This window comes from Picosynechococcus sp. NKBG15041c (assembly GCF_055380235.1).
Genome location: NZ_AP040366.1, coordinates 27,312 through 41,446, shown reverse-complemented (window position 1 = coordinate 41,446; position 14,135 = coordinate 27,312). Strand labels below are relative to the sequence as shown.

8 protein-coding genes are annotated in these 14,135 nt (G+C 47.2%); 5 read left to right on the top strand and 3 right to left on the bottom strand.

Annotation, left to right across the window (positions count from 1 at the left end; translation table 11 throughout):
• Positions 1-865 precede the first annotated feature (865 nt).
• The 5 genes from ACZ45B_RS14660 (at position 866) to ACZ45B_RS14640 (ending at position 10,192) form a co-directional block, all read left to right on the top strand.
• Positions 866-2,719, top strand: coding sequence for a hypothetical protein (locus ACZ45B_RS14660; protein WP_038028005.1), 1,854 nt, complete (start codon positions 866-868; stop codon positions 2,717-2,719).
• Positions 2,720-2,865: 146 nt separating this feature from the next.
• Positions 2,866-9,075, top strand: coding sequence for a strawberry notch C-terminal domain-containing protein (locus ACZ45B_RS14655; protein ID WP_024546925.1), 6,210 nt, complete (start codon positions 2,866-2,868; stop codon positions 9,073-9,075).
• A 5-nt stretch (positions 9,076-9,080) separates the two neighbouring features.
• Positions 9,081-9,395 carry a hypothetical protein gene (locus tag ACZ45B_RS14650; protein WP_024546924.1) on the top strand — a complete coding sequence of 105 codons (315 nt, stop codon included), beginning with the start codon at positions 9,081-9,083 and terminating at the stop codon, positions 9,393-9,395.
• A gap of 192 nt (positions 9,396-9,587) precedes the next feature.
• Positions 9,588-9,869, top strand: a complete 282-nt coding sequence (locus tag ACZ45B_RS14645) for a type II toxin-antitoxin system RelE/ParE family toxin (protein ID WP_024546923.1) — start codon at positions 9,588-9,590, stop codon at positions 9,867-9,869.
• Positions 9,870-9,877: 8 nt separating this feature from the next.
• Positions 9,878-10,192 carry a HigA family addiction module antitoxin gene (locus tag ACZ45B_RS14640; RefSeq protein WP_024546922.1) on the top strand — a complete coding sequence of 105 codons (315 nt, stop codon included), beginning with the start codon at positions 9,878-9,880 and terminating at the stop codon, positions 10,190-10,192.
• Positions 10,193-10,308: 116 nt separating this feature from the next.
• On the opposite strand, the gene ACZ45B_RS14635 is transcribed toward ACZ45B_RS14640, so the two are convergent.
• The 3 genes from ACZ45B_RS14635 to ACZ45B_RS14625 are packed head-to-tail and all read right to left on the bottom strand — an operon-like array spanning position 10,309 to position 14,134.
• Positions 10,309-11,025 carry a hypothetical protein gene (locus ACZ45B_RS14635; RefSeq protein ID WP_024546921.1) on the bottom strand — a complete coding sequence of 239 codons (717 nt, stop codon included), beginning with the start codon at positions 11,023-11,025 and terminating at the stop codon, positions 10,309-10,311.
• A gap of 2 nt (positions 11,026-11,027) precedes the next feature.
• Positions 11,028-13,793, bottom strand: coding sequence for a hypothetical protein (locus tag ACZ45B_RS14630; RefSeq protein WP_024546920.1), 2,766 nt, complete (start codon positions 13,791-13,793; stop codon positions 11,028-11,030).
• A complete protein-coding gene (locus ACZ45B_RS14625; protein WP_024546919.1) occupies positions 13,793-14,134 on the bottom strand; it encodes a hypothetical protein in 342 nt (113 codons plus the stop codon). Before ACZ45B_RS14625 ends, ACZ45B_RS14630 begins: the two co-directional genes overlap by 1 nt.
• Position 14,135 lies beyond the last annotated feature (1 nt).

Here is a 14,135-nt window from a genome sequence, read left to right as displayed (position 1 = left end):
AATGATAAGATTTCTATCTGGACAAGATGCTTATCTAAAAAATCTCAGAATTGCAAGTACCGAATGGTTGAAAAGAACATATTTGAAATAGATCTAAAGAAAGAGATTGATTTAAGTAAAAGGAATCTTAGTATTTGAAGTGGAAATAATGCTGAAAATAAAAATAAGCTATCTAATTAAACAGAGAGTGATGAGTAAGTTCAAAGGCGAACAGTGATGTTACAAAGATCACTAGCCTTAGAAACAGTCAGGGCGATCTTTACTTGCATGGTAGATCCCCAAATCAGAAGGTTTTTTACAGTCGGAGCGATCGCCCAAGGCATGAAGCCCATTGCAAAACAGGGCAAATTTAGCGTGAGATAAGGGTTCCAGGACATATCTTCATGTAGGAGTTGACATTCCCTAGACACCTCAAAAGCCGCTAGTTAGGTAGTACTGAAACTGTTTAACCTTGCGGCTCCGGGTCTGCTTCTATAGTCTGAAAGTTGAACTTGCTGCAGAACAAGGACAACGACTACATCCACTATTCGCATAGATAGATGTTTACTAAGGAACTTAATCCAAGGGTGATTATAGTGGAAAATGTATCAATTGCTTGGGCTGTCGTCATTGCGATCGCCAGTTGATGAAGATTTCTCCTGAGGAAGTGCGATCGCCCGAAAAGATTATGGTAATGTTACTAAGTAGGAATCTAAGACTTTGACTTTTCACAATGTCAGATTTGATCTAAGATACCTACAAACAGCACAAAACCGCCGGTTATGTAAGCGACCAAACTTTTTAACCAACGGCTTTGAAAATATTCATTTCGCGAGCTCGCCTGAGCGGGCGGCTTCGCTATATCCATGCGACCGGATACTTCATTATGTTAATCGATTTTACGCCTTCTGAAAAGAGTTTTAGAGAAGTTCAAGAAAAATTTTGTAGAATTTTCACCAGCCGTTGGGAGTGGATCTACGCTGAAAGCATTACAGAGAAAGGAAAAGCGGCTTGGAAGACGATTAATAGCAAGACATGGAAATTTGCTAAAGAACGGGAACTGCCACGGGAATTAACGGATGAAAAGCTGTGGTCGCTGTGGAAATCTGACCAGGAAGTTGTGGGGGTAGGGTTCGGAAAGACGACGAAATACCTGATGCTGGACATCGACGCAGAGAGTCCATACCATCCAGATCAAGGGATGGAACTACGGAACATCAGGTGGGCACTAGAAGATATCGGTCTAATCAGTAGCGTTGTTGTGCGATCTAGTTACAGCGGTGGTCTTCATTTGTACTATCCGTTGCCGGAGGCAGTAGGTAGTTATGACCTAGCCAGTAAAGTAACTGAATATCTCACCGCAGCTGGATATGAAGTCGCTAACGGAAAACTAGAGATATTCCCGAATAAGAAGGCATTGGGGAAAAAAGATGACCCCAAAACATGGACACAGTACCAACGGCATCGACTGCCCCTACAACAAGGGAGTGTCATCTTAGACGAAGACTATGAACCCGACAGTTGTGGGCTGAGCATGTTCATACAGCAGTGGGAGCTATGTGCTAGCAGTCAAAGCCATGGGGAATTATTGGAGGCGATATATGGAAAGACCCAATACCAACACCATCAAGGAGTAAGCGCAGGACTAAAGCCTATCCAGGCAGAGTATGAAGAACTGCTAAAACGAGGATTTACGACACCCCATCAAACAAACGATATCCTCATCCAACTGGGGAGACAAACCAGAATTCTAGAAGGATTAGGCGGTGTCGCCCTGCGGGATCGACTCATTGAAATTGTTACCGGCCTACCGAACTACGAAAAATATTGCCAACACCAAATAGATATTCATCAACGGTGTCAGGATATTGCCCGGTGGGCCGAGCGGAGGCATAAGCCAGCAGGGAGCCAGACGAAGGAAAGTGCCCCTCTACCACCCCCAGGAAAAAATAATCAAGAGAAGAAACAGGACGCAATCGAGCGGATCAAGAGAGCCCTAAACGATATCGAAAATATTAGAGAAGCGTTCGTCACTAAGACCAGTTTCCTGAAGGCGATCGCCAAACAAGCGAAGAGCTCCATGAGCACCCTCGTAAAATACTGGGAAAAACTGCTACAACCCATATTCAGTAAACATCACAGCCAACAAATAGAAGTCCAAGAAACCAACGATGAAATTGTGTGTAATTCCGCTTCAGGCAAGGTTTTCAGCCATTTAAAAGATAAAAATCACAAAACCGAAAATGCCTGTAATCCCTTATCCAGTAAAGATTTCAGCACAATTCAAGAAAAAACCTATACTAAGGAGATAGCGCGTAGCGCTAGACCCTTAGCTGTGGTAAGCGTTGAAGCTAAACGACAATTAGAGCGAAAAGAAATTGAAAAATATATCAAGCGTTCTAAGGAATTAGAACTGACTAAACAACAGAGAAAGAAGAAATCAGTTCAATCAGTAATCACTCAGCTTAAAGCTTTAGAACAAAATATAAGAGCAGCTTATGGCAATAATCGGGAAAGGTTTTTTGAACAAAACATAAGTGAAGCTTATAAATGGGAAAAAAGGAAGATCCCGCGTTGGCTCTCGGAATTTGGCCTCCATCAGAAATACTGGTATCTATATGGGACAGAACCACCAGAAGACAACTTGCTAATGCAATGGGTGCTGATAAATAGACCACCCCATAAAACACCACCAGAAAAGCTGATATTGGTGGAAGTGGATATACCAATACCAACGTAAACGAGTATGCAACAAACTTGACTTACATATGGGGGTAGCGTGGAATTTATCGTTCCCTAAACTCCTTGTCAGTTAAAAGAACTTAAATTCCGACGACAGGATAAAAAAAGTTCGCTAGGGTATGGCAGCAGGTCTAAGGTCAAAATGTGCCAAAAGTACCTCTAGAACAAACGCAACTGAAAGATTTCTTAACGAACTGGTGGCGAGATGGCGGTAAATTTACCTCCATTGCAACAGCTCGAAAAGCAATCCAAGCGCAGTTGGGGATCGCTATTGAGCCAGGGAGCCAAAATGCCAAAATCATTGATGAAGTGATAGAACTTTCATTGGTGACTGCGGCGCGAGCAATGGTGTCACAAAAAAATTCACTAGAAGTATTTGATTTATTGGTGGATTTATATGATCGCCAACCGCGTTTAGGGGTGCGCTCATCAACGAGTGTTCGGCAGCAAGCCTATAGTACAGCTTTACCCATTGCCTATTTAGCCTCGACTTTGGCAGGCATTAGTCCAACCTCAAAAATTTATGAACCAACCGCAGGAAACGGGGCGTTATTGTTGGGTGCAGCACCAGAAAATTGCACTGTTAATGAGTTAAATCCCGACCGCGCTAATCAACTCCGCAGCCAAGGATTCACCGTGACTGAACATGATGCAACGGAATATTTACCCGCAGGTTTGCATGATGTGGTGATTATGAATCCGCCGTTTGGTCGGGTGAAGGGGAAACGGTTTCGTCTTGCTGGAGATGTGGGGACAACGAGTCAAATTGATCAGGCGATCGCCCTCCAGTCATTACAAGCCATGAAAGACGACGGCAGGGCGGTTTTGATTTTGGGAGGGAAACCAGAAACCACTCCATCGGAACGCGCCGAAGCCTATAACAGTCTGGAAACCCGACGATTTTTTTACGTGTTACAAAAGCATTACAACGTCACAGATCACTTCACCATCAGTGGCGATTTGTACCGCAAACAGGGCGCAAGTTGGGCGATCGATATCATTCAAATTGCCGGACGGGGTAAATCAGAACGCCCATTACCCGCCGTAGAACCGCCCCGAATTTATACCAGTTTTAACCAATTACGAGGATTTCTCCATGATTATCTCCAGCACCATCCAATTGCCGAGTTACAACGAGTATCAGACCTCCGACCGAGTATGGATTCCAGCGACAGACGGGGATCAAGCGTTATTTATGGTGCGAATTCCGCCGGAGTTGACCAGTTTGGATTACCCGACTTACCTCGAATTGATGAAGGTGCGGGTGGAGTGGATGTGCCGCCAATGGCTGGAGCTGAACGGACAGGTGGGGAGTTTACAGGGGGAATTGGAGCGGACATTACAGCAACTCAATCCGTATTTGATGGCTCCTTTGCTCTATCAGAAAGAGGACACCGACGAAATCAGCGATTGGTTGATGAACTGGGCGGTGAATCTGGTGGAATTCGACGGGACATGGTTGAGCTGGTGGCAGGCGACCAATGGGGCGATCGAGTTTCCGATTCAGTTAACAGAGCTACAACCGGATCCCAATCAAATGGCACAGCACGACGCAGTGACAATTTTGCAATTTCTGTCGGAACTCAGAACACCCTTGCAATAGATGCAATTCAGATTATGAGTGAAGAATTTAACATTCCCTACCAACCGAGAAGCCAAGGGCGATCGCCGCAAACTCTGATTCCAACGAATATGGCAATGGCAGCCCAAAAAGCCCTCGATAACTTTGAAGCAGCCCATGGGAATATTGATGATTTCGTTTGTCAGCGATTGGGCTATCCCTCCAAATCAGCCATGTTTAAGGTGTTGTATGCCGAGCAGATTGATTCCCTTGCCTTGGCATTTGTCCAGAAGGATCAGGGCAAAATCTTCCTGAATGGCGACCAGACGGGGAACGGCAAAGGTCGGTTTGGAGCCGCCAACATTATCGATGCCAAACGACAGGGCTACATTCCCGTGTTTGTGACCCAAAAGCCGAATCTCTATGCCGCGATGCTGGAGGATTTGGCGGACATTGGGCAGGATGGACTCACGCCGTTTATGACCAATAACAATGAAAAACTCATCCTGAAAAATGGGGCAGTGTTGACCACGGGAGATAAAGCGAGTCAGGAAGCCGAGATGTTTCAACTTGCACAACGGTTGGATTTAGGCAGTTATGACGCAGTGTTTACGACCTACAACCAATTACAAACGGTCAATAATCAAGAGCCTTATCGTCGGGAATTTTTGAGGGCGATCGCCCATCGTGCCGTCTTTATTTTCGACGAAGCCCATGAAGCAGGCGGCGGTCAAGCTGAAACATGGAATGTTGGACAAGCCCCCAATCGTGCCGAATTTGTGCGGGAATTAGTGGATCTCAGTGCAGGCGCAGTGTTTATGTCCGCTACTGCCACGAAAAATCCCGCCGTGATGGATTTGTATGCCAGAGGAACCGACGCGATCCATGCCGTGGAAAGTATGTACCGTCTGGAAAATACCCTAAAAGCAGGGGGAATTCCGCTCCAACAAATGATGGCAACCCAGTTTGTCAGTGCGGGAAATATGCTGCGCCGAGAACGAAGTTTCGACAACATCAGTTTCGATGCTAAAACCGTTCCCGTGGATCAAGAAATTGCCGACAATATTTCAGCGGTAATGCGGGCGATCGACCGTTTTGATGCGGCTAAAAGCGAGGCAATGAAGGACTTACGCAAGGAGGTGAAGGCAGAAGCCAAGAGCCTGAGTGAGGATAATTCCATCGGCAAAGCCAGTGCACAGTCGGTGAATTTTACTTCCCTGATGCACAACGCTATTGAACAGGGATTATTGTCTCAAAAAGCAGAAGCGACCGTGCAGGAGGCGATCGCCGCCCTAGAGCGAGGCGAAAAACCCTTAATTGCTCTGTCCAACACCATGGATAGTTTCATTGGGAACTATGCCAAGGATCAAGACATTGAAGCAGGCGAGGCAATCGAGGTGACCTTCGGTGATGTTTTGAATCGTTATCTCGAACGTTCCCGCGACGTGGTGATCACCGATTATCTCGGCAAACGCACCAGAGTTTCCATGACCGCCGAACAACTCGGAGAAGAGGCGATCGCTGCCTTTGAAGAAGCCAAGGAAATTCTTGCTAATGCTGATTTTTCAAAAATTCCCCTCAGCTCCATCGATTACATGAAATATCGGTTGGCACAGGAGGGCTATCGCGTAGATGAAATTACGGGGCGCAGCAGTATTCTTCAGTACAACGACGAAGGAATGACCTATGCCCTTCGTTCCGCCAAAGACACCAGCCCCCAAGCCAAGATCGATATCGTCAATCGCTTCAACAGTGGGCAGCTCGATGTCGTTATTTTGAACCGTAGTGGCGCAACTGGAATTAGTCTCCATGCCTCCGAAAAATTCACTGACCAACGCCCCCGCCACATGATCGTCGCCCAAGCCGAGCGGGATATTAACCAGATGATGCAGATGCTGGGACGGGCAAATCGTTTTGGACAGGTCATCGAACCGAAATTCACCTTGGTGATGGCAGACGTTCCCGCCGAGAAACGTTTGGGTGCAATCTTGGCGAAAAAAATGGCATCCCTCAACGCCAACACCACCGCCGGACGGGATTCTGCCCTGAGCGTCGGGAATGTGATTGATTTTATGAACACCGCAGGGGAGGAAGTGATCACCGAATTACTGGAGGAAAATCCTGAACTCGATGCGATGCTCTCCTACCCGACCCGTGGCAGTCTAGATGGCGATACGGCTTTGATTGAAAGGGTTACAGGACGAATCCCACTTTTACCACTGGCAGATCAGGAAGAACTGTATGGCATTATCGAAGCCGAAACCGAAGCCCTGATTAAACAGAAAGAGGCGATGGGGGAAAATATCCTAGCGGCCGATAAACTCGACCTCGATGCCCGCACCGTGGCGATGATGGAAGTTGTGCCAGTGGATTCTCAGAGAGTCAGTGAATTTACTGGAGCTGTAATGCTGGAAGTGGTGGATGCCAAGGTGATCAACAAACCGCCCTCCCAACTACAGGTGATGAATCTGGTGCGGGAAAGTCTTGGGCAAGCCAAAGTAAAAGCCATTGAAGAGCATGATTTTGGGAGGATGCAGGCGATCGCCCAACAACAGGGCAGTGAAAAACTCCAAGCCCTCCAAGCCGCGATGACGGTCTATCGAGAACGGGTTTTTGCCCAACTCAAATCGGCGGAAACCCTTGGAAAAACACAGGAAAAGCTCAATCAACAATCAGATGCAGTCCAAAAATTAATTGAACAATTTCCGGTGGGAGAGCCAGTCCAGTTCTTCAGCCTCGGTTTGGAAGATGTCAAAGTTTCCTCTGGTGTGGTGGTAGACATTGCCCAAAAAAGTCGGGCGATCGGTAGTCCCAGTGCGCCGACCAACTGGACGATGCAAATCATTAGCCTCGAAGGAAAATTGCTCTCCCTACCCTTCTCCAAAATCAATACCGGACGAGCATCCAGCATTACCCTCAATCCGGTGGATCCAGACCGCAATATCTATGGCGAATTTGATCGCCTGCAACAGGCACAGCGCACAGAGATGCAGGTATTTACAGGGAATTTGCTGAAAGCCTACGAGAAATTTCCTAAGGGTAAATTTGTGAATTTTACCGATAGTCAAGGGCAAACCCGACAGGGACTGTTGATGCATCAGGATTTTGATATCGTTAAGCAGCTCCAACAACAGCCCGTATCGTTTGAAAATCCAGAACAGGTAAGGCTTTTCCTCACAGAATGGAGTCATTATCGGGGCGTGGTGGAATCGGCAGAACAGGATTTAACGATTAAGGCGAATGGCAATGCCCGCTTGAACGGAAAAACCCCTGAATATTACGTGGTGCAAGTTCCAGAAGCAACGAGTCGCGGTGGCAAATATTTCCTCAATGAAGCCCTCCTCCAAGCCGCTCAGGAGGAGTTTTATTCAGTTGGCGGACGGATGGAAATGCGGGTGCAGCCCAAGGATTTAGAGGCGGTGGTGCAGGTTTTGATGGGGGAATTACAGGTAAAATTAGCTGTCCATGATCCCAGCTACAAAGAATTGTTAAGGGGTCATATAGGACAATTTTTACCGACATTACAGCAGGTAGCCGCGACTTCGGTTCAGCCTGAAGCGACGGAACAATTGCAAATTTTCAGCACCGTGCCAGTCGAGGCAGTTATCCCACCGATTCCAGAGCCAGCGATCGCCACCCAAGAATTTATACAGAAAATCCCAGTCTCTGAAAATCCTGTTCCGGTGCAAACATCGACAACTCAAGGGCAAGGAATTTTATCGTCAGAAAAACAGGGTAGTCAGGCGGCGAAATATGTGGCTCAACTGCTCCATGAAGGCGGTTTTGCTGAAATTGTGCTGCAAAGTGACAGTTTCCATCAGCGTTTTGAGCAGCAAAGTTTCTTACCCTTTGTGATTGAGCGACATGGGGAACAGCTTTATCTGAGTCATTACGCCGAGTTGAATGGGGATCATTATATTGATGCCGAAATGGTGTTTCAGATTGGGCAGCGGGGTAATTTATCGTTGCTGGAAACAGCGAGTTATAACCCTGTGACTGGGGGTGAACTGCGTAATAAGGACTACAGTTTTGCTGAATTATTTTCGGGAAATTTGTTGGCGCAGGGTTGGGCGGAAGTGATGCAGGCAAGTCGGCAAAGTTTGGCTCCAGAGCCAGAAATACCGAAACCGATGGAGGCTGTTGTTGAATCCGAAGAATTGACAGTGGCAGCCCCTGAGCAATCGAATAGTAAGGATTTGGTGGTGAGTCCGGAGAATTGGATCACGGTGGCACAGGCGATCGCCAAACCTCCAGCATATTTGCAACGAATTCAGGAGGTCACAACAAAACCTTTGCAGGAGAAGGCTATCACTGCGATGGAGAAAGATTTTGTCGCGTTTCAGCAGTCCATGACGGCATTGCGGCAATGGTATCATTGCGCCCGTTGTATCGATAAAACCGCCACTTATTTACAAGGCATTCAGGCGATCGCCGAACAATTCAAAGCAGGTCAACCCCTGAGCGAAGCCGTCCATCGCACCATGTGGGAGGATCGCCACGTCGCAACCTTTGAACAATTGGCAACAGGCTTAGATCGTCAACATCCCGAAACCTTTCTCCAAAACGTTGCGCAAAGAGGCTTACAGAAAGGACTCCAGCTGCAGGAACTCGCTGCGACTTTATTACAGGGAGATCCAGCCCTGCGTGATATCCACAAAATTCAGCCCCAATCGACCCAAGCCTATCTCCAAAAAATCCTGACCGCTGCCGAGCAACTCTTTACCAAAGAACAGCCCCAACCCAAACCCATTCAAGCTTCTAGCAAACAACGTCATCATCATCCCAAGCTTTAAACACCATGAATGACCAACAAAAAACCGTCCACGAACTCAACCAAGCCGTACTTGCCACCGCCCTCAGCAAACTGGTGAGCAATCTGCAATCCTGCCAATCCCGCCTCGATTACGCCTACGCCAGAGCCGCCCGTTCCCAAAATGCCCACATCCAAGGTAAATTATCAGCCGCTTCTCTAAAACTGTCAGAAATGGTGGAAATTCTTGACGATGAAGCTATTCAAGCACTGGTCAAGGCTCACCCAGAGCGGGATTTATTGCGGGAGTTGATGGTCAGTCCAACTATTCAACCCTCAGCCCACGAAGAAATTGACTTCTAACGCGCCTGCTAGTCCAAAAAGGAATGCGGGAATCCTTGTCAGAAGAAAATTGTGAGTGATTTTAAAATCCTTAACCTACTTTTTCGTTCCAATGCTACTCAACCCCTGATCGTTCGGTTGGAGATCCAAAAGCTCCTCAAGACGTTTAACGCGTCTCGTTATATACTAGGGATAACCTGTTAAAAACATCATGTGATTCGTAATTTTAAAGACAAAGAAACTCAAAAAATCTTTGAACGACAACGCTCCCGTAAACTTCCCAGTGATATCCAGCAGGTTGCCCTGAGAAAACTACGAATGTTAAACCGTGCCGAAACCTTACAGGATCTTAAAGTCCCGCCAGCTAATCGGTTAGAGGCACTCAAAGGCGATCGCCAAGGTCAGTATAGTATTCGTATTAATAACCAATGGCGAATTTGTTTTAGTTGGGAAGAAGGTGAAGTCATAGATGTAGAAATTGTTGATTACCATTAAATAAAAACATGACTGAAGAAAAATTATTACCTATTCATCCCGGTGAAATTCTCCTAGAAGAATTTTTAAAACCAATGAATCTTAGTCAAAATAAACTGGCTTTAGCAATTCGAGTTCCTGCCCGTAGAATCAATGAAATTGTGCAGGGAAAACGACGTATTACCGCAGATACAGCCCTACGCTTAGCCCTTTATTTTAATATGTCATCTCGTTTTTGGTTGGGTTTGCAAATGGATTATGATCTAGACATTACAGAAGATAAAATTGGTGAACAGCTTCATAAAGAAGTTGTTGCCTTAAACTTAGAAAATATAGCCGTTTAATGAATATTGATCTATTTTGCTAATTGTCCTAAAGAGCTAAGAATCGTCGAGTGAATAAAAAAAGAACAAGCCCAATTTGAAACTTATTCCTTTTTTATTCAAGAAAATAAACTAGCTTAAAGATCATCAACTAGTGCATTATTAAATTGCACCTCACGGAGAATCTGATTGGCAGCCTGATCCTGTGCTGCTTGCTTAGTGCGTTCGTCGCGAGTCAGGGTTTTGACAACATTAGCTTGGGCGATGTTATTGGCAGCAAGTTGTTGAAGAATCTGCTGATTCTGCTCGATCTGAATGCGGGAAAGCTGGGTTTCATTTGCCATCTGTAGCGTCATACATTTCATAACTTCCTGGGTGATATTCAGACTTTGACATTGTTCTGCCAGTTCGCCCGATGAGCTGGAAATTTGTGTGGCAGTTTCCGCCAATTGTTCGGTGTTTTGTTGTCCTTCGGCGGAAAAGATAATTTCTCCAAGGGTGCTGGAAGTGCCAGCGGCAATCTCTGCTTGTCTAAAAACCCCTTCCGAAATGTCGTTAATGTCGGTTTGATTGAGGGTGGCATTGTCACGAATGTCGGCGAAAATTTCACTGGGATCGGGCAAGCCTAATGCACCCGTAATCGCTTCAATGCCTTGGGGCAGGTACACCTGAAGAAAGTCTTCAACATGGCTTCCTACATAGGTTTCAAAGGTGGAAGAGACCATTTGGGCTGTCTGATTCCAAGCGTTTTTTAAGATATCGAGGACGGAGGCTTCACTTTTAGCGGAGGAAACTAAGATGATGCCTGTGGAGAGCGGGATGATAATGAGTAGTTTTTTTGTACAATTTTTCATGGTTAAAAATCCTCTAATAGTTTGCCCTGTTGCATACAGGTTTGGAAATGTGCGCCCCATCGTGCGGCGGCTTCGAGGGGATTGGAATATTGTTCAAAGAAGCGATCGCGGGCGATGACTTGTTCTTTGTTGTTCGCTAATAAACCGACGAGAATTGGGCTGGCAAAATAACGTCCGTGGGTATAGCGGCGATCGCCATCCACGAGCCATTGGGAAGTACCCCGACGGCGATCAGCTTTGAAGGTACTCGCCACGTTTTCGCTGATAATCGCTTCAGGTGTGCGATGGATGCGGTGGTAATGGTCGATGTCGTCCCCGTTAATTCGCCCAGTAATTCGCAGCGAAAGATTGGTGCGCATCTTGGCACTGGCGGCATTGGTTTCGATAATCACCGGATCCTGAGTGGTCAAAATGACTGTCAAACCAGACTTTCGCGCCGTTGCCATTTGCACACCGACGTATTTCGCCAGACCCGCATATTCGAGCCAAATGGAAGCCTCATCGATGTAGAAAATCGAGCGGGAACATTGCAGGGCGCGGCGTTGGGCAATATTGCAAATCATCAACCCTAACACCCGTGCTTTCTTCTCGGAACTGGGTTTGAGACAGGAAAATTGCAGGTAGGGCGTATGGAAAAAATCAACGCTGGAAGGTTGGGCAATCTGTTTCCCCATTGCGCCTTCAATCCAACTCATCAGGGCGGAACGGATGAAATTTACCGCCTGCCGTTGCCCCTCATCGTCGTTCTGCACCAGCGAATAATTGACCCGCTCGTAGAAATCCTGAAGGGTCGGATAGGCTTGCCATGCAGCAGAATTAATCCCCTGTTTTTGAGCTGTTTCAATGCGTTCAAGAATTTCGGGATCACGATAAAAACGGGCGATCGCCGTCGTGAGAATAAACTCAACCTGCGTCGCTAAACCCGAATCCGTGACCCCATCCAGCACCAAGGCTTGCATCATTGCCTCGATGGATTCCACAAACGCATCCCGCCGTTCCAGTTGAGTTTGGGGCGAAAAGTGCGATAAATCCGGCAATTCCAGAATATTGGAGGCTTCACGGGAAGGGTCAAACTCCGTGCCACCGAGAAATTTAATCAGCGCGGAATAGGTCGATGAAGTCTTCTGAGTTTCCTCCTCTGCCTCAGTTTCAGACGGCACAATCAAATCCATGGAGGTAATTTGCGCTCCCGTGAACGCCGCCTCCACGAGCATATCGCCCACCAAAACCGACTTGCCCGAAGCCGTTCTACCGTAGACAACCCCATGACGCGGACTGCCAAATTCATCCTCCAGACTGGCGCGAAAGGGTACGCCTCCTTGAATACTGATAAATTCCGTGCCTGTCTCCGCCTGATTGACGATGCCCGTGAGATTGACCAAGCCCAACGCCGCTGAAGCATTGATGGAGAGCCGATAATCGCCTGTCACAAAGCCCGCACAACGCCACAATAATTCCAGCTTGATCGGCAACGTTTGCAGCCAAATCCGCCAAACATAATCCCGTTCTTGAAACAGGCGAGTGGGACGATTAAAACCCTTACGAATCAGGGTGAGTTTGTCGCGGAGAATGTCCAAATCAGGCGCGTAAACGAGAATCGCCACACCCACATAAACCGGATAATCTCCTTGCTGAATCAGCCGTTGCGCCTCCATCGCCTCCTCGGATGTAACCACCGCCGTTTGGTCTGCTTGACCATTTTTGTTGGAAGTGCGGAGTTGCTGTTTGGTGTAATTTTGCAACGATTTGCGCACGCCATCCACCGAGGCATAACTGTATTGGGTAATCAGGTCATAATCGCTGAGATCCAGTGAAATCAGGCAATCCCAGAGCCAACGGTATTTATGCTCCGGTGAGGTGAACTCGTCGGGCAAATCCTCAAAACCCAAAATCGCGCAATATTGTTGCCGTGCGGGAAGCCAGAGATGCTCCTGATGCGCCCGTGGAAAATTGTCGTCGGTAAAAAGCTGAGATAGGAGCGATAAAGGTTGTCCCGTCAGCCTTTCACCCGCTCGATTAAACTCTAAAATTTCTGGATGAGGCTCATCGAGATCGACAAATAAATAGTAAGGTAATGCCGAATTTCCGCCGATCGCCTGATTGAGTAAATGCCAGAGGCGATCGCCATCATAGAGCTGCGCCTGATCCAGTTTCAGCGTGGCATAGAGAGTTTTCTCAAACTCAATCCCCGCCCGATAAGCAGAATGAAACAACGTTAACAACGTGTCGTATTCCCGCTCATATTCAGCATCGGTGAACAGAGCTTCCCAACGGCGAATCACCTTGGAAAAGAATTTTTCGACCCCATTCTCCGAATCAACCGCCGCCCCATCGACGGTGAAAGTGCTATCAATGCGATAACTGATCTGCTTGCGTTGTTTACTGTGGGCGAGATTGCGGCGCGTACTGTCCTTGTTCAGCCAGAGTAATTGTGCCGCTGGATTCGGTAAATGATCCGCTGGGGAAGCCTCAAAATGAGAATTCACCTGCGTCGAAAAAGTGAGTTTTTCCTGTTCCGCTAAACCTTTCAGCACCGACAATAAACCCGCCATGGAAGGCTCGTGGGCTTCATTGGCATGGATGCATTGATAGGACGCGCTAAAGGAAAATTGGGTTAAATCGCCTTGGGTATTGGCGATCGCCCAAATATCGTGACCTCCTTTTCGCAGACAAACAACTTTGGCAAGATCCAAAAAATTCTCAATGGCAGGCAAATAATCCGTCGGGATATCACCACGTAAAGCCTGAATCGCTGTTGCTAAACCCATTACCGTAAATCCTCCTGACGTAAAATTTGTTGACTAATCGCGGGTGTAGGAGTCCGTTTCAGCCAAACCGAATAGCGACCCCGACCACGCCGCCAACGGGGAGGATGCTGATATTTCGCCGCTGTTCTTGCCGGAGATTGACCCGCAACAATCAGCCAAGTGATGAAGGGAGCGCAGGTGTAGACCATGACCCAGATAAAACCCGCTTGGAACCAAACCCCGACGACGATGAACCCAAAAAAGAGCGATAACCCAAACGGGATAATGTGTTCAGGGCTGAAGACGAAAAAATTAGCGCGGCGACGAAAGGACTTATTGACCTTGGTATTTTTCACAGACATG